At 48.4% G+C, this 24,978-nt stretch carries 22 protein-coding genes; 9 read left to right on the top strand and 13 right to left on the bottom strand.

The window, feature by feature from the left end:
* Nucleotides 1–97: 97 nt before the first annotated feature.
* From addB to V1501_RS05200, 3 genes are read left to right on the top strand one after another with little or no spacing between them, the layout of a single operon-like run.
* On the top strand, nucleotides 98–3,577 hold the full coding sequence (addB, locus tag V1501_RS05190) for a helicase-exonuclease AddAB subunit AddB (protein WP_409291766.1): 3,480 nt from the start codon (nucleotides 98–100) through the stop codon (nucleotides 3,575–3,577).
* Nucleotides 3,570–7,316, top strand: coding sequence for a helicase-exonuclease AddAB subunit AddA (gene addA / locus V1501_RS05195; protein WP_409291767.1), 3,747 nt, complete (start codon nucleotides 3,570–3,572; stop codon nucleotides 7,314–7,316). The genes addB and addA overlap by 8 nt, the downstream gene beginning before the upstream one ends.
* A gap of 56 nt (nucleotides 7,317–7,372) precedes the next feature.
* Nucleotides 7,373–7,672: an HNH endonuclease gene (locus V1501_RS05200; protein ID WP_409291768.1), complete on the top strand. Its 300-nt coding sequence runs from the start codon at nucleotides 7,373–7,375 to the stop codon at nucleotides 7,670–7,672.
* 48 nt (nucleotides 7,673–7,720) lie between these two features.
* Here V1501_RS05200 and V1501_RS05205 read toward each other — a convergent pair whose 3' ends face one another.
* The 8 genes from V1501_RS05205 to V1501_RS05240 form a co-directional block, all read right to left on the bottom strand.
* Nucleotides 7,721–8,884: a DL-endopeptidase inhibitor IseA family protein gene (locus tag V1501_RS05205; RefSeq protein ID WP_409291769.1), complete on the bottom strand. Its 1,164-nt coding sequence runs from the start codon at nucleotides 8,882–8,884 to the stop codon at nucleotides 7,721–7,723.
* Nucleotides 8,868–9,407 carry an RNA polymerase sigma factor gene (locus V1501_RS05210; protein ID WP_409291770.1) on the bottom strand — a complete coding sequence of 180 codons (540 nt, stop codon included), beginning with the start codon at nucleotides 9,405–9,407 and terminating at the stop codon, nucleotides 8,868–8,870. The genes V1501_RS05205 and V1501_RS05210 overlap by 17 nt, the downstream gene beginning before the upstream one ends.
* Nucleotides 9,408–9,554: 147 nt before the next feature.
* On the bottom strand, nucleotides 9,555–9,776 hold the full coding sequence (locus V1501_RS05215) for a spore germination protein (RefSeq protein WP_409291771.1): 222 nt from the start codon (nucleotides 9,774–9,776) through the stop codon (nucleotides 9,555–9,557).
* Nucleotides 9,777–9,818: 42 nt separating this feature from the next.
* Nucleotides 9,819–10,244: a spore germination protein GerPE gene (locus V1501_RS05220; RefSeq protein ID WP_409291772.1), complete on the bottom strand. Its 426-nt coding sequence runs from the start codon at nucleotides 10,242–10,244 to the stop codon at nucleotides 9,819–9,821.
* Nucleotides 10,245–10,247: 3 nt separating this feature from the next.
* Entirely contained in the window at nucleotides 10,248–10,427 is a 180-nt protein-coding gene (locus V1501_RS05225; RefSeq protein ID WP_409291773.1) for a spore gernimation protein GerPD, read from the bottom strand.
* Between the two features lie 11 nt (nucleotides 10,428–10,438).
* Entirely contained in the window at nucleotides 10,439–11,023 is a 585-nt protein-coding gene (gene gerPC, locus V1501_RS05230) for a spore germination protein GerPC (RefSeq protein ID WP_409291774.1), read from the bottom strand.
* An 85-nt stretch (nucleotides 11,024–11,108) separates the two neighbouring features.
* Nucleotides 11,109–11,303: a spore germination protein GerPB gene (locus tag V1501_RS05235; protein WP_409291775.1), complete on the bottom strand. Its 195-nt coding sequence runs from the start codon at nucleotides 11,301–11,303 to the stop codon at nucleotides 11,109–11,111.
* 30 nt (nucleotides 11,304–11,333) lie between these two features.
* Complete coding sequence (locus V1501_RS05240; protein WP_409291776.1) at nucleotides 11,334–11,555, bottom strand: spore germination protein; 222 nt, start codon at nucleotides 11,553–11,555, stop codon at nucleotides 11,334–11,336.
* A gap of 236 nt (nucleotides 11,556–11,791) precedes the next feature.
* Between V1501_RS05240 and V1501_RS05245 the strand changes: the two genes are divergently transcribed.
* From V1501_RS05245 to V1501_RS05255, 3 genes are read left to right on the top strand one after another with little or no spacing between them, the layout of a single operon-like run.
* Nucleotides 11,792–12,895 carry a DUF418 domain-containing protein gene (locus tag V1501_RS05245; protein ID WP_409291777.1) on the top strand — a complete coding sequence of 368 codons (1,104 nt, stop codon included), beginning with the start codon at nucleotides 11,792–11,794 and terminating at the stop codon, nucleotides 12,893–12,895.
* Nucleotides 12,892–13,398 carry a DNA topology modulation protein gene (locus V1501_RS05250; RefSeq protein ID WP_409291778.1) on the top strand — a complete coding sequence of 169 codons (507 nt, stop codon included), beginning with the start codon at nucleotides 12,892–12,894 and terminating at the stop codon, nucleotides 13,396–13,398. Before V1501_RS05245 ends, V1501_RS05250 begins: the two co-directional genes overlap by 4 nt.
* Nucleotides 13,399–13,410: 12 nt before the next feature.
* A complete protein-coding gene (locus V1501_RS05255; protein ID WP_409291779.1) occupies nucleotides 13,411–14,307 on the top strand; it encodes a fumarylacetoacetate hydrolase family protein in 897 nt (298 codons plus the stop codon).
* A gap of 90 nt (nucleotides 14,308–14,397) precedes the next feature.
* On the opposite strand, the gene V1501_RS05260 is transcribed toward V1501_RS05255, so the two are convergent.
* The gene (locus V1501_RS05260) at nucleotides 14,398–14,970 is read right to left on the bottom strand and encodes a DUF2777 domain-containing protein (RefSeq protein WP_409291780.1); all 573 of its coding nucleotides are present in this window, start codon (nucleotides 14,968–14,970) and stop codon (nucleotides 14,398–14,400) included.
* A gap of 288 nt (nucleotides 14,971–15,258) precedes the next feature.
* Between V1501_RS05260 and asnB the strand changes: the two genes are divergently transcribed.
* Nucleotides 15,259–17,109 carry an asparagine synthase (glutamine-hydrolyzing) gene (gene asnB, locus V1501_RS05265; RefSeq protein WP_409291781.1) on the top strand — a complete coding sequence of 617 codons (1,851 nt, stop codon included), beginning with the start codon at nucleotides 15,259–15,261 and terminating at the stop codon, nucleotides 17,107–17,109.
* A 44-nt stretch (nucleotides 17,110–17,153) separates the two neighbouring features.
* On the opposite strand, the gene V1501_RS05270 is transcribed toward asnB, so the two are convergent.
* Entirely contained in the window at nucleotides 17,154–18,524 is a 1,371-nt protein-coding gene (locus tag V1501_RS05270; RefSeq protein ID WP_409291782.1) for an MATE family efflux transporter, read from the bottom strand.
* Between the two features lie 322 nt (nucleotides 18,525–18,846).
* Between V1501_RS05270 and V1501_RS05275 the strand changes: the two genes are divergently transcribed.
* Nucleotides 18,847–20,385: an alpha-amylase family glycosyl hydrolase gene (locus V1501_RS05275; protein ID WP_409291783.1), complete on the top strand. Its 1,539-nt coding sequence runs from the start codon at nucleotides 18,847–18,849 to the stop codon at nucleotides 20,383–20,385.
* A 25-nt stretch (nucleotides 20,386–20,410) separates the two neighbouring features.
* A complete protein-coding gene (locus tag V1501_RS05280; RefSeq protein WP_409291784.1) occupies nucleotides 20,411–22,078 on the top strand; it encodes a glycoside hydrolase family 13 protein in 1,668 nt (555 codons plus the stop codon).
* Nucleotides 22,079–22,129: 51 nt separating this feature from the next.
* Here V1501_RS05280 and V1501_RS05285 read toward each other — a convergent pair whose 3' ends face one another.
* The 3 genes from V1501_RS05285 to V1501_RS05295 all read right to left on the bottom strand — a co-directional run bounded on the left by V1501_RS05285 (nucleotide 22,130) and on the right by V1501_RS05295 (nucleotide 24,921).
* Nucleotides 22,130–23,005 carry an SDR family oxidoreductase gene (locus V1501_RS05285; protein ID WP_409291785.1) on the bottom strand — a complete coding sequence of 292 codons (876 nt, stop codon included), beginning with the start codon at nucleotides 23,003–23,005 and terminating at the stop codon, nucleotides 22,130–22,132.
* Nucleotides 23,006–23,249: 244 nt separating this feature from the next.
* Complete coding sequence (locus tag V1501_RS05290) at nucleotides 23,250–23,741, bottom strand: YajQ family cyclic di-GMP-binding protein (protein WP_409291786.1); 492 nt, start codon at nucleotides 23,739–23,741, stop codon at nucleotides 23,250–23,252.
* Nucleotides 23,742–24,051: 310 nt separating this feature from the next.
* Nucleotides 24,052–24,921, bottom strand: coding sequence for a DegV family protein (locus tag V1501_RS05295; RefSeq protein WP_409291787.1), 870 nt, complete (start codon nucleotides 24,919–24,921; stop codon nucleotides 24,052–24,054).
* Nucleotides 24,922–24,978 lie beyond the last annotated feature (57 nt).

The following is a 24,978-nucleotide window of genomic DNA, read 5'->3' on the forward strand; positions in this document are numbered from 1 at the left end:
CTCATAAAATTTGACAGCAGGATTCAGAACGTTTGTTTGTAAAATAAAGGCGGATTTATGATAAAATGGGGTTAATGAATAGATTAGGAGGCAAACCATGTCCCTTCGTTTTTTACTTGGAAGATCTGGTACAGGAAAGACAGCAGTTATCCTGGATGAAATCAGGGAAAAGCTGTTTCAGGATCCGTCCGGACATCCGAATATTTATATAGTCCCGGAACAGATGACCTTTCAATCCGAATATAAATTGATTAACACACCCGGACTCGGCGGAATGATCCGTGCCCAGGTCTACAGTTTTACAAGGCTTGCCTGGAGGGTGCTGCAGGAGACGGGCGGGCTCACCCGGACCCACCTGAACAGCGTGGGCATCACCATGCTCATCCAAAAGATCCTGGAAGAAAAGAAGGACAGCCTGAGGATCTTCCAGCGAAGCTCGGACAAGCCGGGCTTTATCACCCACATGGAGGAAATCCTGACAGAATTCAAGCGTTATCTCGTTTCCCCGGAGCAGATGAAGGAGCTCCAGCCGGACCGGCAGACGGGAGGAGCCGCGCTTTCGGACAAGCTGCATGATCTGCAGCTGGTCTATGAGACATTTGAACAGGAGCTGCAGGGAAAATATATTGATTCAGAGGATTATTTTAAGCTGCTTGCCGAGAAGCTTGAAGACTCCAGCTATCTTCGGAATGCGGAGATCTATATGGACGGCTTTTACAGCCTGACTCCGCAGGAGCTTCAGGTGATAGAGGGCCTGATGAAGGTGTGTCCGAAACTGACCATCTCGCTTACGGTGGATGAAGCAGACCCGTACGGCGGAGAAGACCCTTTCCACCTGTTCCGGCAGACTCAGTCTACATACAGGACGCTCTATGGAATGGCCATGAAGCAGGGACTTTCCATAGATGAGCAGATTTTAAAAGATCCGCACAGATTCAAGGATGCGTCCCTCAGGCATCTGGAGGCAAATTTCGCAAGCCGGCCGCCGCAGCCGTTTGGCGACGATGCCGTCATATCGGTTCATGAGGCAGTCAGCCGCAGGGCGGAAGTGGAAGGTGCTGCAAGGAAAATCACGGAGCTGGCCAGGGAAAAGGGCTTCCGGTGGAAGGAAATTGCGGTGCTGATGAGGAACTCCGCAGCTTATCAGGATCTGGTCCAGACGGTTTTCACGGATTATGAGATTCCTATTTTCATAGATGCCAAACGGTCGATGCTGAATCATCCGGTCATAGAGCTGATCCGGTCTGCACTTGAAACGATTGCAGCCAACTGGAGGTATGAGCCGGTCTTCCGGGCCGTGAAGACCGAGCTGCTTTTCCCGGTAGAAGGGAGCCAGGCAGTAATGCGCCAAAGGGCGGATATCCTGGAGAACTACGTGCTTTCCCGCGGCATCAAGGGCCGGGGGTGGACGACGAAGGACCCTTGGACCTTCAGGCGGATCCGGGGCCTTGAGCTTGAAGACAGGGGCCAGACGGATGATGAGCGGGAGACGGAGGCGCTCCTGAATGAATTGAAGGAAATGATCACCTCCCCGATCCTTAGGCTTTCCCGCCGCTTGAAGCGTGCAGAAGATGGTCGGGATTACTGTGAGGCGCTCTATTTACTCCTGGAAGAGCTCAGGATACCGGAGAAACTTGAGAAGTTTAAGTTTGCAGCCGAAGAAATGGGCGACCTGGCCAGGGCGCGTGAGCATGAGCAGGCGTGGAACGCAGTCATGGAGCTGCTCGATCAGTTCGTCGATATGCTCGGTGATGAGCCTGTCACACTCAAGAAGTTTATCCGCCTGCTTGAGGCGGGGATGGAAACCATGAAATTTTCTTTGATTCCTCCTGCCATAGACCAGGTGCTGGTCAGTAATGTGGATATTTCCCGGCTCAGCGACATCAAGGCCGTCTTTGCCATCGGCCTGAATGAAGGTGTCCTTCCTGCTAAAATCACGGAGGAAGGTGTGTTCTCGGATAATGACCGTGAATTCATGCTCGCTTCGGGAATGGAGATAGCACCGGGCACAAGGACCAGGCTGCTGGATGAGGAGTTCACAGCCTACAAGCTGTTCACCACACCCTCAGAGGGCCTGTACCTCTCTTATCCGCTGGCCGACGAGGAGGGGAAATCCCTTATTCCATCTCCCTATATCAAAAGAATCAAAGAACTGTTCCCGCATGCAGTGGAAGAAGCGTGGGTGAACGATCCTTCCGAGGCGTCCCCCGATGCGCAGCTGGGCTTTGTTGTTAATCATCATACTGCGCTTTCGTATCTTGCCTCACAGCTTCAGCTGAAAAAAAGGAAATACAGCATCCACCCTTTATGGTGGGATGTATACAACAGCTTTCTTGAGCATCCTGACTGGAAGAGGGATGCAGGAATGGTATTGTCGAGCCTGTTTTATAAGAATGCGACGAAAAAGCTGGAAAGCAGCACAAGCAGGCAGATATACGGAGATAAGATCCAGGCCAGTGTTTCCCGGATGGAACTTTTCAACAGCTGTGCGTTTTCACATTTCGCAGCACACGGACTCAAGCTTGAAGAACGGAAAATATTCCGGCTGGATGCTCCGGATATTGGCGAAATGTTCCACGCGGCACTCAAGATGATTGCGGATTATTTAAGCGAACGGAACATCTCCTGGGCCTCGCTTACCCGGGATACATGCATGGAGCTTGCCGCACAGGCAGTCACAAAGCTTGCACCAAGACTGCAGAACCAGATCCTGCTCAGCACCAACAGACATAATTATATTGCACGCAAGCTGCAGCAGATCATTGGGCGCGCTTCACTAGTATTGAGCGAGCATGCCAGGGCGAGCGGATTCAACCCGGTTGGCCTTGAACTTGGGTTTGGAAAAAACGGCGAGCTTCCTCCGCTATCCTTTACACTGAAAAATGGTGTCAAAATGGAGCTTGCCGGCAGGATTGACAGGGTGGACAGCGCGGAAGGCGCGGAAGGCATCTATTTGAGGGTGCTTGATTATAAATCCAGTTCAAAAGAGCTCAACCTAAGCGAGGTGTATTACGGCCTCGCCCTGCAGATGCTCACCTACCTGGATATCATCGTGACCCATTCGCGTTCGCTGATCGGTAAAGAAGCGATGCCCGCAGGCGTCCTCTATTTCCATGTTCATAACCCGATGGTCAAGACGAATGGCATGCTCTCTAAGGATCAAATTGAGGAAGAAATCTTCAAGAGCTTCAAGATGAAGGGACTTCTTCTTGGCGAGAAAGGGGTCCTTGAGATGATGGATTCAACCCTTGCCGAAGGAAGCTCACAGATCATCCAGGCAGGATTCAAAAAGGACGGAACGCTTCACCCATCGTCACGGGTGGCAAGCAGCCAGGAATTTGCCAATCTGGGTAAACATGTGAGGGGATTGTATCAGGAGGCGGGGGACAGGATTGTCGACGGAGAAGTGGAGATTGCTCCTTATAAGCTGAAGGATGATGTACCATGTACCTTCTGTCCTTATAAAACCGTCTGCCAATTCGATCCTTCACTTGAAGACAATCAATACCGGGTGCTGATTCCGAGGAAAGAGGATGAAGTGCTTTCATTGATAAAAGGGGGGGCTGTAAATGACTAAGACGATGATTCCCGAAAAGCCCCTGGACGCCACATGGACAGATGCCCAGTGGAAGGCCATCTGGTCAAAGGATCAGGATATCCTGGTCGCAGCCGCCGCGGGGTCCGGAAAAACGGCGGTCCTGGTAAACAGAATCATACAGAAAATACTATCGGAAACAGATCCGGTCAATATAGATGAATTGCTGGTGGTCACCTTCACCAATGCGTCGGCTGCCGAGATGCGGCATCGGATATCCGGGGCGCTGGAGGCGGCAATCCGTGAAAATCACTCTTCACAGCATATCCGAAAGCAGCTCAGCCTTGTAAACAGGGCTTCCATTTCAACACTCCACTCCTTCTGCCTGGAGGTTATCCGCAAATATTACTATCTGATTGATGCCGATCCCGGATTCCGGATTGCGGACTCCACAGAGGCTGAAATCATGAAGGATGAAATCATGGAAGATCTGTTCGAGGAGCATTATTCAGATGAAGGCAATGAAAGCTTCTTCAGGCTCGTCGATGCGTTTTCGAGTGACCGGAGCGACCTGGCGCTTGCTGAGATTGTACGGGCGCTTTATGAGTTTTCCATGTCCAATCCGGATCCGGCCGGATGGCTCTCAGAAGTAGTCAGTCTTTACGAGGTCCGGGATGCCGGGACAATTGATGAACTGCCGATAGCGGAGCATCTGCTTCTTGATATTTCGCTGAAGCTCCAAGCGGCAAGGGATTACCTCAATGAAGCCCTTGAGCTGTCAAAGGCACCCGGCGGCCCTGCCCCGAGAGCAGAGAATTTCCTCGATGACCTGCAGATCGTTGAGCGTCTTGAAGGGGCCGGGGGCTGGGATGAATTATATGAAATCATCCAGAACGTATCATTTGGAACGCTTAAGCGTGCAAACGGCAAAGAATATATTAAGGATCTGGCAGATCAGTCAAAGAAATACCGGGACAGTGCCAGGAAAATCATTGAAGACCTGAAAAAAGAACTTTTCTCCCGCAGACCGGAAAGCTTCCTCAGAGATATGGCAGAGCTGAAGGGACTCACGGAAACCCTGGTCAAGCTTGCTGCCCAGTTCAGGGAGAGATTTGCGGAGGCGAAAAAGGAAAAAGGGCTGGTCGATTTTTCTGACCTGGAACATTTCTGCCTGCAGATCCTTTCTGCACAGGATGCCGAAGGAGTGCTGATGCCTTCCGAGGCTGCCCTTGATTACAGGGCTAAGTTCAAGGAAGTGCTTGTAGACGAATACCAGGATACTAATATGGTGCAGGAAACCATCCTGAACCTGGTGACATCAGACGGGGAAGAGAACGGCAATCTGTTTATGGTTGGCGACGTCAAGCAGAGCATCTACCGGTTCAGGCTGGCAGAGCCCAACCTTTTCCTTCAGAAATACAGCCGGTTTACCCGCGAAGGGACAAACGGGGGGCTGAAAATCGACTTGAACCAGAACTTCCGGAGCCGCAGCGAGGTGCTGGACGGCACGAATTTCCTGTTCAAGCAGATCATGGGCATGACCGTCGGCGAAATTCATTATGATGAAGATGCTGAATTAAAAAAAGGCGCGCCTTATCCGGAAAATGAGCCGTATCCTATAGACATTCTGCTGATCGACCAGAGCGCCTCCGGGAAATCGGGAGAGGATCCTGGAAGCACCGGAGGGGACGACTCGGCATTTGAGGGTGAGGAGCTTGAGAAGGCGCAGGGTGAAGCGCGCCTGATGGCAAGGATCATCAAGGAAATGATTGATGAAAGAAGGCCTGTTTTTGATGCGAAAACGAAAACAAGCCGGCCGGTACAGTATAGGGATATTGTGATTCTGCTGCGCTCCATGCCCTGGGCCTCCCAGATCATGGAGGAGTTCAAGAAGCAGGGAATCCCTATCTATGCCAATTTATCAACAGGATATTTTGAGGCTACAGAGGTAGCCATCATGATGTCCCTCCTGAAAGTGATAGACAACCCTCTCCAGGATATTCCGCTCGCTTCTGTATTAAGATCTCCCATCGTGGGACTGAATGAGGAAGAAATGGCGAGGATCCGCCTATATTCAAAAGGATCATCCTTTTATGAGGCGGTTTCTGTATTCTGCAGGGAGGCGGATGCCGGGACGGAATCCGCTTATGAGAAAGTCAATCTGTTTCATACCCGATTGGGGAGATGGAGAACCATGGCGAGAGAAGGATCGCTGTCTGAACTGATCTGGGAGCTTTACAGTGAAACAAGATTTTACGACTTTGCCGGAGGAATGCCTGGAGGGAAGCAGCGGCAGGCGAATCTGCGTGCTTTATATGACAGGGCAAGGCAGTACGAAGAAAGCTCTTTCAGGGGCCTTTTCCGTTTCCTTCGCTTCATTGAGAGAATGCAGGAGCGCGGCGGGGACCTTGGGGCAGCCAGGGCGCTGAGTGAGCAGGAGGATGTTGTCCGGATCATGACGATTCACTCAAGCAAGGGGCTCGAATTCCCGTTCGTTTTCACGGCCGGCCTCGCGCGGCAGTTCAATCTGATGGATATCCGCAAAAGCTACCTCCTGGATAAGGATCTGGGCTTTGCCGCAAAATATGTGAATCCTGAGCTGCAGATTACCTACCCGTCACTCGCACAGCTTGCCTTCAAGAAAAAGAAACAGCTGGAAACTATTTCTGAAGAAATGCGTGTGCTGTATGTGGCCCTGACCCGGGCTAAAGAAAAGCTCTACCTTATTGGGACCTTAAAGGATGCCGGAAAGAGCCTGAGTGACTGGGCGGTACACCGCACGTCCAAGGACTGGCTCCTGAAAAATTATGTAAGGGCAGGAGCGAAAAGCTATATGGACTGGATTGGCCCTGCAGTGGTCCGCCATGGATGTGCCTCAGGAATTCTTGAAGATCCTCCTCTGGGAGCGGCTGATATCGAATCGCATCCATCCCGGTGGAATATCACGATTGTAGGGGCAGGGGAGCTTGCCGGCGAAGCGGCAGAAGCCGATACGCAAGACAGCTGGCTGGAGGATGTGGAAAAGGGAGAGCCTGTCCATTTTGCTTCAGAATACAGCGAGGCTGTGAAACATCAGCTGGAATGGCAGTATGGCCATGCCGAGGCCGCTGTCCTCCGTTCCAAGCAGTCGGTGTCAGAGCTCAAGCGCCAGCTTGAAAGCAGGGATGCGGAAAGCTCGACGGATCTGGTGGATAAGTTCAAGAAGCCGTATCTCACACGCCCCCGCTTTATGCAGGAAAAATCCATTTCGCCGTCAGAACGGGGAACCATCATGCATACTGTCATGCAGCATATCAATCTGCGTGAGGACGTGACTCCGGAAAGCATAAGCGAAAAGGTGGCAGAGCTGATTCAAAGGGAACTGCTGACCGAAGATCAGGCGGCTGCTGTAAGCGTGCCTCTGATCTCAGGATTCTTCGAAACGGATATTGGCCGGCGTCTTAAGCGTGCCCAATCGGTGCAAAGGGAAGTGCCCTTTAATCTATCCTTATCTGCAGCCGAGGTTTATGGAGACTGGAAGGACGGGGAGGAAAGGGTGCTTGTCCAGGGAGTCATCGACTGCATCTTTGAGGACGAACAGGGGACAGTCCTCCTTGACTTTAAGACCGATGCCATACAGGGGAGATATTACAGCGGCTTTGAAGGGGCCAGGGATATCCTGGCAGAAAGATACCGGACCCAGATTTCTTACTATTCAACGGCAATTGAGCAAATCCTGAAAAAGCCGGTATCAGAACGTTATTTATTTTTCTTTGACGGCGCACATCTGCTCCGGTTATAAAGCATGGGAAAAGCTGGCTCGTATGAAGCCGGCTTTTTTTCAAAAAGGAGGATCGGATGAACAAGAAAAACAGAATCGGAACCTGTGAATTATGCGGCCGTGAAGAAGTGGAAACAACGGTCCACCATTTGACTCCAAAAGAAATGGGAGGAACCTTTCTGCCTTCCGCTTATCTCTGCATTCCCTGCCACAAGCAGATCCATGCGCTCTATACCAACGAGGAGCTGGCAGCGAGGCTCAATACCATTGATAAGCTTCAGGAAGATGACACCATCCGCAGCTTCCTGAAATGGATCAAAAAGCAGCCGCCGGGAAGGCTGCCGAAGATCCGCAAAGCAAAAAGCAGGAGAAAGTAAAACATCAGGCGCCAGCAGGGCACCTGATGTTTTTTTATGTTTTGTTGATCACTGAATGGGGGTGAAGGAGGCATTCCAGATGCCATCTTCATCCCTGACCATCTGAAAGCCCATTTCACCGTCCGGTGTTTGATATCTGATAAAGCCCTGATAATCACCGGTCCGTATGAATTCACCTTCTGATAGCGAGGCGTAATCGCTGCGGGTCTTGTTTTTATCCTGTTTTGTTTCAGGGAAATTCTTATGCTCCTCCCAGCTCCATTGCACAAAGCCCTCTCTATCGGTATAGAGCGCATATGTAAGATCACGTCTCTCGTCAAGGATAGACTGGCCATAGAGGCGTGCGATGCTGATCGGATCCAGGAAGCGGAGATGCTCTTCGTCCAGATCCTTGGAAAAGGCGGAGTAGGCTTCTTTCTCTTTCTGGGTGAGGATGAAAGGCGCTGGATCCACGGATTCCGCCCGGCCATCATTCCTGCTGGCGGCTTCATTCCAGAATTGCAGAACGGCATTCACTTTCCAGCCGTTATCATAGTGCAGGGTAATATCCACCTGCTCAAATTCTTTGCCCTCTGAAACGGATGGAATTTCATAGGCGGCTATCCATCCTTCATTCCCGTGCGGCGTGATTTCTATTACCTTGGATCCTTCCCAAAGAAGGGCAGGGGTTTTAAAGGAATCTGGCTGTGCCATCCGGCCGTCTTTTTTGAAGAAGCCGTGCTGTTCATACATTTCAAGGGCTCTTTTTTTTGTAAATACTTCTTCAAGATATGAAAGAATTTTTTCCCGGCTGTTGAATGGCCGGCTTAAAAATCTGTACTGCGCCCCGTTTTGCTGGAAAGTACTGCCTCCGCCATTATCTTGCTTTCCGCTGTCATTTAAATCAGCCATATGCCGATAGGCAGCGACAAGGGTTTTTTCTGCGGTTTTTTCTGAGAGTTCTTTTGTGGCTGCCGAGTCTTGAGCGGGTTTCTCGTGCTCTGTGGCTGCCTTTTCCTTCAGGAAGACTTCTGAGCCGATAAAAAGGCCGGCGAGCAGGACCACGGCTGTCAGCAGGTTTGGAAGCCAGTGGAGGTGCTTCCGGGTTTGTCCCTGTTCAACTGAAGAAGATAGCAGAGTGTATTTCAAATGACGTCTAAAATGTCTGTCTGCACTGAGACCTGGTCTTGTACGCAGAGGCTCCAGGAAATCATCATTAATTTTCTTGTTCATTCAAAATCACCACTCCTTCATTTGTTTTGCCCAGAAATTTTTGCAGCTGTTTAAGGGCACGGTGATAGTCCACTTTCACCTTGGATTCTTTCCAGCCTAAAATGGAAGCAGTATCGCGTACGGAATATTCCTTCAACCCCCTCAGGATGACAACATTACGGTAATTGGGCTTCAGCCTTCCCAGGGCCTTCTGAAGGATCATCCAGTCAGAGCTGTGGTCAGTGTATTCCTCCGGTATGTAATCCGGGCTTTTTTGGAGGCTTGCGGGCAGCCCGGGCACCAAAGATACCAGCTTCTTTTTCCGGTAAGAATCAATGGCTGTCCGCCTGGCTATTGCCAGGATCCATGTTTTCAGGGAGGAATTCCCTCTGAAGGATGGATAATGCTCCATGACTTTGATGAAGGTTTCCTGAGCCAGGTCCTCACTTTCTGCCCTGCTGTTTGTAAAATAAAGAAGATAATGGTATACATCGTCAAAATGCTTTTCATATATGTCTTCTATAAGCATTTGTAATTCTCCCAAATGGTTCTCCCCCTTCAGCTGTAAATTAGTCGTTTGAGGGCAGGAAATGGTTTCAAAATCCGGAAAAAAAGAAGGACTTCTTTTTCATGCTGACAGAAAATAACAAAAAAGCAAGTGCCTGATTGACAGGCTCTTGCTATGAAAACCTTAATTATTGCCCAGGATTGGCTGGTCGACTAGCTTGGTATCCAGGATATTGTTGCCGTTTAACAGATTGTTGGTTAATACAAAGAGACCTATATTTCCTGAGCCGGAACCGTTGGCTGATTTGGTGGCTTCTTTGGGTGAAATGACGACAGCATCTCCAAAATGGAGGATGCCGCCCGAGTTGATGCTCGTGATCTGCACTGGGCCTACTATTGAAGGCATCTGCAAGCCCCCTTTCTTATTGAGACTTTTGAATAAATCAATTTATGTTTGCTGCTTTGCCAGGGGAGTGAGAGGCCAGCGGGATCCCCTGGGACGCGGTCTTTCCGGGATAAGGTCCCGTACATTTTTAATTTTTGAAAGCAGGCGTACATCACACGTGCTGCCAATATGCACGATTGAGGCGGCAGTGTCCCCGATTATATCGATAAGGCCGACTTTGATGAAAGGGTTGATGGATTCATAATTCATGATGACATCTTCAGTTATCTGGGGATGCTCCATTTTTTCAATAAATAATGGTTCATTGAAGCTGCCCTCTTTTCCTGAAAAGTATTCGGCTTCTCTTTGGACGGCATAAACGAAGTTGGTTGCGTCAATGAGTGTAGAATCCCCGATTTCTACAGTGGAACTGAAGATAAGTGTATTGATATTCAGACGGTCAAGCTGGGAAATTCTTCTCTGAAACATAAGTTATCCCCTTGGGGAGAACGGGACCAGCGGCGAGAATGTGACAGTTTCAGGCGGTGTATCGAGGGCGGATGCCATCTGGATGGTCCTTGCATCCCCGATAAGCAGGAGGGAGGAGCTGGCGATCGCCGTCACCCTGATCTCCCCGACAGATATATCTTTATTGACTACATTGAAAATCATATGACTGCCTCCTATTGTTTGGCTGGCGGGCCATTTAATATCGCAAAGAGGGCCTGGGCTATGTCTCCCTTTAATCTTTCAGTGATTTTTGAAACAAGCTGAGGGAGCTGATCCTGTGACCTCTCCTGCGGCGGTGCGGCATCCAGATATTGACTGATCCTCTGCGGAAGCTGGCCGCGGATGTCATCCTTCAGCATATCGATATAAGAGGGATCCATCAGCCCCTTATCAGCCCCGGCCCTTGACAGGTTTTCTGCCAGTTCTGTATTCATATAGACTTCGAGATTATTGCGGATATTATCGATCACAGCGTCCCTTTCTGGAAAAAGGTAAGGGGAATTTATATCCTGTGTGTTCACCTTGAATTCATCCATATTTTGCAGTTCATTTGGGTTAAGGCCAATATTCAGGGTGCCATCCAGCGTCTCGACCTTAAGCTGGTCAAAGCGATATTCTATCCGCTCCACATTCACGGCCGGCTTTTCCTTCATCTTCATGACTTCCTCAGACAGTGACTGAAGGGCGGATTCGAGCTCCCTGATTCTCTTGTCCTGATACTCGAGATAACCTTGCAGCTGCATGAAATAATTGCGCATATCTGTCTCCAGGGCAGTTCACCTCTTCTTCGGCAAGTGTTTACCATAGGCTATGCCGGAAATTAAAATGGGTGAATGCCCACATTTATCTGGAAGGAGCAGCCGGCACAAGCGGGACGGCCTCCGGTGCAGCTGCTGTAAAGCCGCCGGTGTTTGACTGGGTCGCCAAGGATTTCATGACTCCTGTACTTCCTATTTGAAAAACAGAGGATTGGCTCATTCCGTCTATTCGAATCATATTGATGTGAATCGACTGCTGAATATTGTATGTGAGTGCCATACAATCACTCCTTACCGGCAAAGTGCCTTTTTAGAAATTCGCGAATATAGCCTGATCGACACCATCAGAATCAAAGGTATTAGTGGAGCTGACCTGGTTGTTTATGGAGATTTTATCGCCAGTATTAAAGGAGCCGGCACCTGCAAAGGTCTTGGAAAATGAGAATGGGGCGATTTTATATACATCACCGATGTTCAGAACGCCGCTGTCACCGATTGAAAGGACCTGGAGGGCTCCTACTATGGCGGGCATAGGCTTTCATCCTTTATTTAAAATTCTACTTTATACTATGCCCATGAGGGAACAATGTGCCAAACAGGGTTAATTCATTGCGGCATGCTGCAAAAAGGGGTTCATCAATTCCAGAAAATTCGCTAAAATAAGGAAGAAAGACAAGAAGGGAGGGTTTTTGCATAAAAAGTAATCAGCGGATAGTTTCAATAGATATTATCAGGGGAATTGCCATACTTGGAATATTCCTGGTAAATATGCCGTATTTTCATTCACCCGGCGCAGAAGACCCCCTCTCCTGGTGGTCAGGAAAGCTGGATGCCGCGGTGTACATCCTTATAGATGTGTTTGCCCAGGCGAGCTTTTACCCTTTATTTGCATTTTTGTTCGGCTTTGGGGCAGTCCTGCTTAAGGAAAGTGCACTTCGGAAGAGGATTTCATTTCCAAAGCTGTTTTTAAGAAGGCTCCTGATATTATGGCTGTTTGGCTGCATTCACGCCTTTTTAGTCTGGCATGGCGATATTCTGATTACTTATGCCGTATTCGGGGTGCTGCTGATATACTGCCTGAAATGGAGCGGAAAGAAGCTGATCTCAATCGGGGCCTGGTCAGGCATCATTTTTACGGCGGTCCTTTCTTTGCTGTTCCTGTTTGCAGCCCTTGCTTCCCCGGAGTCCGGCGGGCCAGTGAATGATACATACGAACTTCAAGAGACAATGGAAATTTATCGGGACGGAACATTCAAGGAAATTTTCAGCGAGCGGTTCAGGGAGTGGTATAAGGTGAATAATTTCGCATATTCCCCTATTTTGTTCTTTTCCATTTTCCCCATGTTCCTTTTAGGAGCAGGATTTGCCAAGCGGGGCTGGCTTGCGGATGTTCCGTCACACCGCAAACTGCTATCAAGAATCAGTGCCATAACCCTCCTGATTGCGATGGCTGTAAAATGGCTGCCTTACTATACAGAATATAATTACCTGACCCTGTTTTTGCAGGACAGCATAGGCGGCCCTCTGTTATCGATTGGATATGCTGCCGGGTTCGCACTCCTGCTCCAGAATGAAAAGGTGAGGTATATCCTGTCGCCGGCGGCTGCCGTGGGACGGATGTCCATCAGCAATTATCTGCTGCAGTCCATTTTGTGTACATTCTTCTTTTATTCATATGGATTTGGGGCATATGGCTCGCTCACTCTTGCGGAGGGTACTCTGCTTGCCCTTTTTATCTATGGGGCCCAGCTTGCAGGATCCTGGCTTTGGCTTAGGCGCTTCCAGCTTGGGCCGGTGGAATATATATGGAGATATGGCACTTACGGGCAGCGTCCTCAGATGAAAAGATTAAACTCAGGAGAATCTTCATGAAAAAAATAATGATTATTGGATGCGGCGGGGCTGGGAAGTCCACATTTGCCAGGGAGCTTGGTGACAAACTGGGGATTTCCGTCTATCATTTGGATTCCCTCTTCTGGAAGAAGGGCTGGGTGCCGACCGAGAGGGAAGAATGGAAGGCGGCCCTCAGGGATGTAATGTCTGAAAACAGCTGGATCATGGATGGCAACTATGGGAGTACGATGGATATCAGGCTGAAGGAAGCTGATACGGTCATCTTCCTCGATTATTCTACTCTCACCTGTTTATACGGAGCAGTGAGCCGGCGCATCAAGTACCATGGCAGCACGAGACCCGATATGGGCGAAGGCTGTCCTGAAAAACTGGATGCTGAATTCCTAAAATGGATTGTACTTTACAGGAGAGATAAAGCTCCTGTTATCAGGGAAACACTTTCACAGCTGAAGGGAAAGAAAGTATTCATCTTTGAAAATAGGAAACAGACTCATCATTTTTTAAACCTTTGCAGAAGATAAGGAGGAAATTTTATGAACTTGGCAACGATAAAATTCCAGGGCAGGGAGCTTGCGGTGCTGGCTGACCAGGAAACAGGGAACTATCTTCCGCTTGGAGCCGCAGGAAGGCTGTTATTTAACAGCGATGTTCCTGATACGATGCTTGAACTTATCGAGATGGAACCGGAGTTCACCCGGCTGCTTGAAGAATTAGAAAAAGGAGCAGCTGGCGGCGTGGACGAATTATGGATAAACCATGATCATGCAGAGCTTGCAGCCCCGATTCCGCGGCCGCGTAAAAACATTTTTTGTGTGGGCAAGAATTATGCTGAGCATGCTATTGAAATGGGCAGCGAGGAAGACATCCCTGAACATGTGATGCTCTTTTCTAAGGCTCCGACGACAGTGATCGGCCCGGAACGGAGAATTCCGAGTCATGAAGGTGTTACCGAGGCGCTTGATTACGAAGGAGAGCTTGCTGTCATAATCGGCAAAACCGGGAAGGGAATCTCAAGGGACGAGGCCTTTAATCATGTGTTTGGCTACACGATCCTGAATGATGTCACGGCGAGGGATCTGCAGGCGCGTCATAAGCAATTTTTCCTGGGAAAAAGCCTTGACGGGACCTGTCCAATGGGACCGTTCATCAAACCAAAGAAACACCTGACAAACCCCGGAAGTCTTTCCATTGAAACAAAGGTGAACGGTGAAACCCGTCAGAAATCCAGCACAGAACACTTCATTTTTACAATAGAAGAAATCATCGAGGTTATCTCTAAAGGAATGACACTGGAAGCGGGAGATATCATAGCCACTGGTACACCGGCAGGAGTAGGGAAGGGATTCAATCCGCCCAGATTCCTGAAATCGGGCGATCAGGTTGAAATCACTATCGGGGGCCTCGGAACGCTGAGGAATACCGTTCAATAAAAAAATGGAAGCCTTGTTCCCGTACAGCCGGGACAAGGCTTCTTTTTTCGTACAGACGTAAACTTTCGGCCGGACATTCCGCATAAATCATCAGGCAGGGTTCGAGTGCAGCTTTTCAATCACGATCCTTTTCCCGGAATTGATGGTGAATTCAAACCGGTCATGTTCCTGCTTTAAATAGCGGAAGTGATGCTGGACAGAGCAAATTCCTTCTCCGTTATCAAAAATGATGAAATTCACGCCTGACTGCAGTTTTTTCTCCTTAAGAAAAGTCAGCTGATTATAGCTGTATATACAATCATAAATAGAAAAATCCAGGGAATTCAGAGTGGTGACAAATTGAAAAAAAGCATCATCGTTCAGCTCCTCGAGAAGCCGTTCAAAGGAATAAATCATATTCTTCCTGATGCGTACCTTTTCTTCATTGTATAAATAGGCGGTATCCTTGCTCAGCTTAATAAGGCCGTTTTCTTCAAGGACTCCCTTTCTCCATCTATTTCCCCTGTAGATTTCTATATCATGATGCAGAAAATCATCCAGGGATGCGGCCTCATCGGTCTCATCGTCAAAGAAGACCCATTGCTGGTTAATAAATTCCACAACGCCCTCGGTGAATGCCCTGGATTGTATGGATATGAGTTTAGAACGGTGCTGTTGATTCATGATCTACCTCCAAAATGGATGCCTCACCTACTTTTTTGACATAATCAGCCTAATTTATAACAGTATATTTTTTCTGATTCGGGACAATTAACCATCCTGCCTATTTTGCATAGTCTATCTTAACTGTATTGGCAGTCTTGAAAATTCAGTCTGCCTCCCGCCGTCAGGCTTGCCGTACCAGCGGGAGGCGCAGCCTCGGAGTGGAAAGAAACTTAGCATGCCCTGACAAGGGAAAGGCGGTACCTGAATCATAGCAGGAGCTGCTTTTACGAAAGGAAGCTGAATGATATGTGCGGGATAACAGGATGGATTCATTATCAAAAAAATCTAAAGAACGAAATGGATATTGTTGAAAAGATGACCAGCACTCTGAAAAGGCGAGGGCCGGATGATCACAATGTCTGGGCTGATACACATGCAAGCTTCGGGCACAGGCGCCTCACCGTTGTCGATCCAGCCGGCGGAGGACAGCCTATGACAAAGGATAGGAATGGCAGCCGCTATACTCTGTGTTATAATGGCGAGCTTTATAATACAGAGGACTTAAGGAAAGAACTCCTCATAAAAGGATATTCGTTTCATGGCCATTCTGATACAGAAGTATTGCTTGCCTCCTATATAGAATGGCAGGAAAAGTGCGTGGAATTTTTTAATGGAATCTTTGCTTTTGCAGTCTGGGATGAGAAAGAGGAAAAATTGTTCATCGCTAGGGACCGGCTTGGGGTAAAACCGTTGTTCTACGCCGAAAAGGGAGGCGGTTTTTTATTTGCCTCAGAAACCAAGGCCCTGCTGGCGCATCCTGAGATCAAGGCGGAAGTGGATCGGGAAGGCCTTTCGGAAATACTCGGGCTGGGACCATCCCGTACACCAGGATCGGGAATCATCAGGGGAGTCAGGGAATTGCGTCCGGCTCATGCCCTGACACTCTCAAGAAACGGGCTCAAAATATGGAGATATTGGAATGTGAGCAGCATGGAACATAGGGACAGCCTGGATGAAACGGCCGATACGGTAGGCTTTTTACTCCGGGATGCCGTCACCAGGCAGCTGGTTTCTGATGTCCCGCTCTGCACATTCCTTTCGGGCGGTGTGGATTCAAGTGCGATAACAGCCATAGCCGCCAGGCACCTGGAAGAGCAGGGAAAAGGGCCGCTTCATACTTACTCGATTGATTATGAGGACAATGAAAAGTATTTCAAGGCAAATGCCTACCAGCCTAACTCGGATGGCCCGTGGATCAAGAGAATGTCAGAAGCCTTCAACACGAGTCATCACAGTTATGTGATTTCCCAGGATGCCCTTTCAGATTATCTTCAGGAAGCTGTCAGGGTGAGGGATATGCCCGGCATGGCGGATGTAGATTCTTCGCTGCTCTGGTTCTGTAAGGAAATTAAGAATGACTTTGTAGTGGGCTTATCTGGAGAATGTGCAGATGAAATCTTTGGCGGTTACCCGTGGTTCCACCGGACAGGAGATATAAGCGCAGAAGGCTTTCCCTGGATGCGCTCGCTTGCGGAAAGGCAGGCACTTCTGTCTGACCGCTGGCAGGAGCGCCTTTCCCTCGAGCGCTATGTGAAGCAGAAATACGATGAAACCCTGTCAGAAGTGCCGCTCCTTGAAGGGGAGACGAATGAAGCGGCAAACAGGAGGAAGCTGTTCTATCTCAACATGATCTGGTTCATGACCACGCTCCTCGACCGCAAGGACAGGATGAGCATGGGGGCAAGCCTTGAAGTGAGGGTGCCTTTTGCAGACCACAGACTTGTTGAATATGCCTGGAATATCCCCTGGGAGATGAAAATGGCCGGTAACCGGGAGAAGGGGATTCTGAGAAAGGCTCTGGAGGGGACGCTGCCTGAGGAGGTGCTATACCGCAAGAAGAGTCCATATCCAAAAACCCATAACCCGGCATATACCACAAGGGTACAGGAGCTGTTAAAAACAAAGCTGAAGAAAAAGGAATCAATCCTTCATGAGCTCTTCAATGCGAGCCGGCTGCAGGAAATCATCCATACCGGAGGAGCGGCCTTTAAAACGCCATGGTTCGGCCAGCTGATGACAGGCCCTCAGCTTCTTGCCTACCTGGTCCAGCTTGATTTCTGGTTTGAGGACAGTGGAATACAGATTGTAGAATCATAGGCAAAAAAAATAGCCGGTGCCATATGCACCGGCTATTTGTCTACCTAAGTGGAAAGAGGAGCATCATCTGCCCCGGCTTCGGTCTTGAAAAAGCCTTTTCTCTCCCAGACGCGGGATTTCCAGCGCCAGAGCATGATGAGCCCTCTCAGCCACTCATCTGCAGCAAGGGCTATCCACACACCGATGAGACCGAGTTCAAGCTTTATCCCTAAAAGATAGGCAAGCGAGACGCTGATTCCCCACTGTGAGAGGATTCCGATCACAACAGGGAACCGTACATCTCCTGCCGCCCTTAGTGCACCGATGATGACAAGATTGAAGGTACGGCCGGGTTCAAGTATGACCGTCAGCCAGATTAAAACAGCCCCGGTTGCAAGGATCTCTTTATCGGAAGTGAAGAGGCCAAGCAGGTTGTTTGAAAAGAAAGCGAACACAACGGCACACAGGAAGGAGATCAGCATCGCAGCCTTCAGGCTTTTCAAACAGCGGTGATACGCCTTTTCATATTCACCTCCGCCGGTCATCCGTCCTATGAGGATCTGGGTGCCCTGTGCAATGGCCACTGCAAATAAATAAATGAACATCATGAGATTCTGGGTATACACCTTGGTGCTTATGGCAGCTGTGCCAAGCAGGGCAATGAAAAAAGTGATGGCAATCTGTGACAGCTCATAGGATAGATGCTCCCCCGCTGCCGGGACGCCAATTTTTAATAAGTTTTTCAGATAAATTTTATCCAGGCTGAACAGCCTTTTGAACGGCAGCTTCCCGGGCACCCGCTTAATGAGGAGCGTAAGGATGGCTGCAAAACCGAGGAGACGGCTGACTACGGTGGATATCGCAGTGCCTTCCACACCGAGCACAGGAAGGCCGAGCGGTCCGAAGATAAAGATATAGTTGCCGATTAAATGGACGATGTTCATGCCGATTGTGACAAGCATAGCGTCCCTTGTATATCCCCGGCTCCTCAATATTGCACCGGCCGTCATGATCAATGCCTGCACGAAGGCAAAGCTGCCGACGATTTTCAAGTAAATCTCTGCATCAGCAAGCAGTTCCTGCGGCAGGCCCATAAGACCGAGCAGAGGCTGTGAAAATATAGAGATGATGATACTGAGCACAAGTCCGAACAGAAGGTTTGCTGCAAGCGAAACAACTGAAAGCTCTGATGCTTCTTTTTCCCTGCCGGCACCGAGATATTGGGCAGCCAGAATTGATGTCCCGGCCGCAACAAAGCCGAACATAATAATGATGATGGAAAACAGCTGAGTGGCTACCCCCACAGCTGCGACGGCGTGGTCGGAATATTGGCTGAGCATGAGGGTATCCATATTGCCCATCAGCATGTGGAGGAAAATTTCTACGAACAGAGGCCAGGTTAAAGCGAATAAAGTGAGTTTTTTCTTATTTTTCATGGTCGTCTCCTAAAGCAGGCGCCCAGTTCGGGCGCCATTTGCTAATCATTGTTATGCAATCGTTTTCTATTCTTTCAAGTTATCAAATCAATTTTTATTCATCAAGAGATTAATTTATAAAAGGTAATTGAAAACTATTGTAATAGGAAAAAGAGATAGTATAATAAAGTTTGTGCAATCGTTTTCATTGAATATTGGCAGCTCTGGCTGCTTGGATTCGGCAGCCGGTGCAGAATCTTAACCCTTATCGGGATTTGACCATCCATGCCTAGAAAGGCTAATCTTATAAAGGCAAATTAGAGTGTAGAAAGGGAGAATCCAATTGAAAAGTAAAGCGATCTTGTTTTTACTTTCATGCCTGCTGTGCTTCCCGGTTTCAGCGGCAGCTAAAGAATCCAAAGAGACCGCAAGGGAGTGGCGGGATGAAAATATTTATTTCCTCATGGTCGACCGCTTTAAGAATGGCGACACCAAAAATGACTTCAACGTTAACGTCAATGACCCGAAAGCCTATAATGGCGGGGATTTCAGGGGAGTCATTCAAGAGCTCGATTACATAAAAGACATGGGGTTCACTGCCATCTGGCTGACACCCGTATTTGATAATGATGAAAAGGGCTATCACGGCTACTGGATCCGTGATTTCTACAAAACAGAAGAGCATTTTGGTACGCTTGATGAATTCAAGCAGCTGGTGAAGGAAGCCCATAAAAGGGATATCAAGATTATCCTTGACTTTGTGGTCAACCACACAGGGCCCGGCCATCCTTTTGCCGCCGACCCGGCGAAAAAGGACTGGTTCCATGAGAAGAAGCCGATCCAAAACTGGAATGATCAAGAGGAAGTCGAGAATAACTGGCTGTATGACCTGCCCGACTTCAACCAGGAAAACCCCGAGACCCGCAAATACCTGCTCGATGCAGCGAAATGGTGGATCAAGGAGACAGATATCGATGGGTACCGCCTCGATACAGTACGGCATGTGCCTCTTGATTTCTGGGAGGAATTCTCTAAGGAAGTAAAGTCACAGAAAGAGAATTTTTACCTTCTGGGCGAGGTGTGGGAAAATGATCCTGCTAAAATATCAAGATACGAAAAAGCAGGTATCGACGGCTTCATGGATTTCCCCCAGAATGACTATTTAAAGAAGATCTTCGCAAGCCCTGACCGAAGCCTTACAGGGGCATTTCTATCGCTGAAGAGGAATAAGGAAACCTTTACTCATCCCGAACTGCTGGGGACATTCATGGATAATCATGATATGCCGAGGTTCACATCGGATATTGTCCGCAATAAGCAGAATCCTGGAACAAGGTGGAAGATGGCTCTTTCCTATATGTACACAGCCCCCCAGATTCCAATCGTATATTATGGTTCTGAGATTGCACTGAATGGTGGAAATGATCCTGATAACCGGCGATTGATGGGATTCAAGGCAGAAAAGGAGATCATTGATTATCTGACGAAGCTTGGGGAGTTGAGAAACGGACATAAAGCCCTGACCAGGGGGGATATGGAAGTTCTGTATGACAAGGATGGGCTGGCTGTTTTTAAACGCCATTATAAGGATGAGACCCTTGTGGTCGCCATCAATAACTCTTCCAAATCGCAGGCTGCGCGGATCCCGGCAGAAAAGATCCAGAAGGATAGAGAGCTCAGGGGACTGCTTGGCGGCGACCTGGTGAAAGAAAAGGGAAATGAATTCAGTATCATCCTGGATAGGGAAAAAACAGAAGTGTATTATCTTGGTGAAAAAACGGGGCTCAACTATCCGTATCTGTTCACAATGGGGGCAGTGTATGCGGCATTTGCAGCTTTTATTGTTTTAATGGTGAAGAGAGCGAGAAAGAATCGTCCCTAAACAGCGATAAATGGAGGACAGATATATGAAAAAGATATGGTGGAAAGAAGCGGTTGCCTATCAGGTTTATCCGCGGAGCTTTATGGACAGCAATGGTGACGGGGTGGGGGATATTCCAGGAATCATATCTAAATTGGATTATTTAAAGGAATTTGGTATCGATGTGATCTGGATCTGCCCGACCTTTAAATCGCCAAACGCCGATAATGGCTATGATATCAGCGATTATCAGGATATCATGGACGAATTCGGAACCATGGAGGACTTTGATGAGCTTCTTCATGAAATCCACGCACGCGGCATGAAAGTCATTCTGGACCTTGTGATCAATCATACGAGCGACGAGCATCCATGGTTCATCGAATCCCGGTCTTCCCTTGATAATCCAAAGCGTGACTGGTATATCTGGAAGGATGGAAAAGACGGCGGCAGGCCTAATAATTGGGAAAGTATCTTCTCGGGCAGTGCGTGGGAGCTTGACGAAGGCACAAATCAGTATTATCTCCATCTCTTTGATAAAAAACAGCCGGATGTTAACTGGGAGAACGAACAAGTCAAGAGGGCCCTTTATGATATGGTCAACTGGTGGCTCGACAAAGGGATTGACGGCTTCCGGGTGGACGCAATCAGCCACATTAAAAAAAGAGAAGGATTCCCTGATATGCCGAATCCAGAGGGAGTGGAGTATGTCTCATCCTTTGATATGCATACAAATCAGGAAGGCATCCATGAATACCTTGAAGAATTAAAGCAGGAAACCTTTGCGAAGTATGACATCATGACGGTCGGGGAGGCCAATGGTGTTAAAATCGGGCAGGCGGATGAATGGGTTGGCGAAGAAAATGGTAAGTTCAATATGATCTTCCAATTCGAACACCTTGGCCTGTGGGATAAAGGTACGGATGAAGGCGTTGATGTCATTCAGCTTAAGGAAACGCTCACACGGTGGCAGAAGGGGTTATATAATCTGGGCTGGAACGCCTTGTTCTTTGAGAACCATGACCAGCCGAGAAGCGTCTCGATATGGGGAAATGATGAAGAGTACTGGAAAGAGAGCGCCAAGATGCTTGGAGCCTGTTATTTCCTGATGTCCGGCACACCTTTCATTTACCAGGGCCAGGAAATCGGCATGACTAATGTGAAGTTCGACTCGATTGCGGATTATGACGATGTTGGCATGAAGAACTACTATCGGATTGAAACAGCAAAAGGCCGCCCGCATGAGGAAATCATGGAAATCATCTGGAAAAATGGGCGTGATAATTCCAGGACGCCTATGCAGTGGAATACGGAGCTGAATGGCGGATTCACGTCGGGTATTCCTTGGATGAAATCCAATCCCAACTATGCGGATATCAATGTAGAGGCACAGAAGCAGGACAGTGATTCCATCTATCATTTCTATAAAAGAATGATCGAACTCCGTAAAAAGCATGAAGTGCTGGTATACGGCGACTATGAGCTGCTGCACGAAAGCCATCCTGCTGTATATGCTTACACGCGTTCCCTGGACGGCAAAACCATACTTGTTGTCTGCAACTTTGGCAAAAGCGAGTACTCAGTTGGCTTCCCTGATTTTGCAGGGCGTTCAACAGAGCTGCTGCTATCCAACTATAAGGACAGGGGTCCTGAGCTTCAAGGGCCTCTTGAGCTAGAGCCTTATGAAACATGTGTATATTTGATCACTGAATGATCATACAAAGAAAAGGCTGCCCTGTGGCAGTCTTTTCCATTTATTTGAAAATCAGCCATTGACGACTGTTCCGCCATTAACATGGATAACCTGTCCGCTGACATATGAAGAATCATCACTGGCCAGATATACATAAGCAGGTGCCAGTTCCTCCGGCTGGCCGGCGCGGCCCATTGGAGAATTCTGTCCAAACTTCTCAACCTCTTCCTCGCCAAATGTAGAAGGAATCAAAGGTGTCCAAATCGGACCTGGAGCCACCGCATTGACCCTGATGCCATCCTTGGAAATGGAATTCGAAAGGGCCCTCGTAAATGAAACGATTGCTCCTTTGGTGGATGAATAGTCAATTAGCTTAGGATGACCCTGATAGGCTGTTATGGATGCCGTATTGATGATGCTTGCCCCTTTTTTCAAGTGGGGAAGTGCTGCCTTTGTCAGGTGGAACATACTGAAGATATTCGTTCTGAACGTTTTTTCCAGCTGATCCTTAGTGATATCGAGCAGGCTTTCCTGAGGATGCTGCTCCGCTGCATTGTTGACCAGGATATCCAGGCTTCCGAATTCATCGATGGTCTGCTGGATGACCTGCTGGCAATGGGACTCGTCACCCAAGTCACCAGTGATGAATAGGCATTTCACGCCTTCCTGCTCAATCAGCTGGCGGGTATCCTTTGCATCGGTGTTCTCCTCCAGATGGGCAATCACTACATTTGCGCCTTCTTTGGCAAAATAAACGGCCGCAGATTTACCGATCCCGCTGTCGCCGCCTGTTACGATGGCCGTTTTTCCTTTCAGTTTACCGGAACCCCGATAGGAAGAACGGACCGAATCGGGACGCGGGGTCATCTTCTCTTCCGTTTCTCCTCTTTTATCCTGCTGCTGCGGCGGAAATCCCTGACTCTGGTTTGATTGCTGTTCTTGACTCATGCTAATCCCTCCAATCCAATTATACTGTCCTTCATTTTTTTTCCTAATTGGAAGATGAAAAAACGTGGAAAAAATATACAATTTTTTTGATGAAATGATGGTTTTAAGAATATGGTGGAGTTCTGTGAGGAAAAAGAGCAATGGTACAGGGAGGAGGAGTGCCTTAAGCCAGAAATGACTTTTTTCCTAAGCCATAATCTTGCAAAAACAGCCAAATAAAAAAGAGGGGAAGTCCCCTCTTTCATCAGCGGTAGTTCAGGAATTGTACATCAACAGTCAGGTCGGCGCCTTTAATGGCTGCAATGACTGCCTGCAGATCGTCGCGGTTTTTTCCGGTTACACGGATTTGATCATCCTGGATCTGGCTTTTAACCTTCAGCCCGCTGTTTTTAATGAGAGTATTGATCTTTTTGGCATTTTCCTTATCAATGCCCTGAATCAACTTTGCCCTCTGGCGCACAGTTCCGCCGGAAGCTCCCTCTATTTTGCCGTAGTCCAGGTTTCTTACCGGAACACCCCGTTTGATTAGCTTAGAGATCAGTACGTCCTTCAGCTGCTCTAATTTAAATTCATCATCTGAAAGAAGGACGAGCTCCTCTTTTTCAAGGGAAATGTCACTTTTGCTTCCTTTGAAATCGTATCGTGTTTTAATTTCTTTCATAGCGGCAGTAACGGCGTTTGTTACCTCAGCAAAATCAACTTTTGAGACAACATCAAATGAACTTTCTTTAGACATGATTTACCTCCAATGGCCAGCTTTTTTCTGTGGAAAAGGCAGCGGAGCTGTCTGCAGCATGAGGCTTACTGCAGCTGGGTCTGCACATTATGGATCTTACTGGCATACCTGCATGCGCTTACTCCGCTCCACCGCCTTAGTGTGTTTGTTCCTGCTCTGCTCCAGTTCCTTTCAAAAAATGGGCTGCGAGTAGAAAACTCATATTTGATTTTATTATAACAAAGAAAAAAATCTTTTCCTACGAAAGAAAAGGGATGTAAATATGAAAGGGTGCCATGAACTGGCACCCCTGACCCATACCATCTCCAGTTTAATCCACGGACTTTGGCAGCTCATTCAGGAAGAACAAGGCAATTGTTCCCGGACCCGCATGGGCGCCGATCGTGGCGCCTATGGGATGGATGATTACATCCCTGACTCCAAATTCCGCAATAATTGAATCCTTCCATTCCTGGGCGGTTTCTTCGTCATCTGCATGGCTGATGGCCACTGTCTGTGCGGACAGGCTTTCTCCCCGTTCTCCCATCAATTCCAGTACCCGCTTAAGCAGTTTCTTCTTACCGCGGATCTTTTCAAGGGGAATGAGCTTACCGCCTTCCACATTAAGCAGGGGCTTGATATTCAAAAGGCCTCCGAAGAATGCGGATGCCTTGGAGATCCTGCCTCCCCTTGCAAGATATTCCAGGTTGTCCACCGTAAACAGATGCTCCATATGTGTGCTGCGGAACACGGCATCCATCATGATAGAAGCCTTGTCAACCCCTTTGGCTGCCTGTTCAACGGCATTCCGAACCACAAGTCCGTATCCCAGTGAAGCACATTTGGTATCGATGATGTCTAAGTCCAGGTCTGGATACTCCTCCTTGACCTGGCTGAGGGCCATCACGGCTGTCTGGTATGTCCCGGAAAGCTCGGAAGAAAAGGCAAGATAGACACCCGTTCTTCCGGACTGTGCAAAATCAGTGAAAATTTTGATCACTTGCTCTAGAGAAGGCTGAGAAGTCATGGGAGATTTGCCTGCCTTCATGGCTGTATAGACTTCCTCAGGGCTGATCTCTCTCAAATCTTCATAATCCCGTCCATCCAGGTGGACTTTTAGGGGAATAAATGTTACGTTGAATTCTTCAAAATATGATAAGGGCAAGTCCGATGCACTATCAGCTATTATATGTACCGGCATTTATTTTTAACACCTCTTTCAAACTATGCGGGATTAATAATAATAGTGTATCTGTAC

The organism is Paraperibacillus esterisolvens (assembly GCF_046237625.1).
Taxonomy (GTDB): domain Bacteria; phylum Bacillota; class Bacilli; order Bacillales; family DSM-1321; genus Paraperibacillus; species Paraperibacillus esterisolvens.

Bases quoted from the DNA above. Each gene is read 5' to 3' on its own strand.
- addB (WP_409291766.1), top strand. From the start codon at position 98: ATGTCCCTTCGTTTTTTACTTGGAAGATCTGGTACAGGAAAGACAGCA.
- addA (WP_409291767.1), top strand. From the start codon at position 3,570: ATGACTAAGACGATGATTCCCGAAAAGCCCCTGGACGCCACATGGACA.
- V1501_RS05200 (WP_409291768.1), top strand. From the start codon at position 7,373: ATGAACAAGAAAAACAGAATCGGAACCTGTGAATTATGCGGCCGTGAA.
- V1501_RS05205 (WP_409291769.1), bottom strand. From the start codon at position 8,884: ATGAACAAGAAAATTAATGATGATTTCCTGGAGCCTCTGCGTACAAGA.
- V1501_RS05215 (WP_409291771.1), bottom strand. From the start codon at position 9,776: ATGCCTTCAATAGTAGGCCCAGTGCAGATCACGAGCATCAACTCGGGC.
- V1501_RS05220 (WP_409291772.1), bottom strand. From the start codon at position 10,244: ATGTTTCAGAGAAGAATTTCCCAGCTTGACCGTCTGAATATCAATACA.
- V1501_RS05225 (WP_409291773.1), bottom strand. From the start codon at position 10,427: ATGATTTTCAATGTAGTCAATAAAGATATATCTGTCGGGGAGATCAGG.
- gerPC (WP_409291774.1), bottom strand. From the start codon at position 11,023: ATGCGCAATTATTTCATGCAGCTGCAAGGTTATCTCGAGTATCAGGAC.
- V1501_RS05235 (WP_409291775.1), bottom strand. From the start codon at position 11,303: ATGGCACTCACATACAATATTCAGCAGTCGATTCACATCAATATGATT.
- V1501_RS05240 (WP_409291776.1), bottom strand. From the start codon at position 11,555: ATGCCCGCCATAGTAGGAGCCCTCCAGGTCCTTTCAATCGGTGACAGC.
- V1501_RS05245 (WP_409291777.1), top strand. From the start codon at position 11,792: ATGCCGTATTTTCATTCACCCGGCGCAGAAGACCCCCTCTCCTGGTGG.
- V1501_RS05250 (WP_409291778.1), top strand. From the start codon at position 12,892: ATGAAAAAAATAATGATTATTGGATGCGGCGGGGCTGGGAAGTCCACA.
- V1501_RS05255 (WP_409291779.1), top strand. From the start codon at position 13,411: ATGAACTTGGCAACGATAAAATTCCAGGGCAGGGAGCTTGCGGTGCTG.
- V1501_RS05260 (WP_409291780.1), bottom strand. From the start codon at position 14,970: ATGAATCAACAGCACCGTTCTAAACTCATATCCATACAATCCAGGGCA.
- asnB (WP_409291781.1), top strand. From the start codon at position 15,259: ATGTGCGGGATAACAGGATGGATTCATTATCAAAAAAATCTAAAGAAC.
- V1501_RS05270 (WP_409291782.1), bottom strand. From the start codon at position 18,524: ATGAAAAATAAGAAAAAACTCACTTTATTCGCTTTAACCTGGCCTCTG.
- V1501_RS05280 (WP_409291784.1), top strand. From the start codon at position 20,411: ATGAAAAAGATATGGTGGAAAGAAGCGGTTGCCTATCAGGTTTATCCG.
- V1501_RS05285 (WP_409291785.1), bottom strand. From the start codon at position 23,005: ATGAGTCAAGAACAGCAATCAAACCAGAGTCAGGGATTTCCGCCGCAG.
- V1501_RS05290 (WP_409291786.1), bottom strand. From the start codon at position 23,741: ATGTCTAAAGAAAGTTCATTTGATGTTGTCTCAAAAGTTGATTTTGCT.
- V1501_RS05295 (WP_409291787.1), bottom strand. From the start codon at position 24,921: ATGCCGGTACATATAATAGCTGATAGTGCATCGGACTTGCCCTTATCA.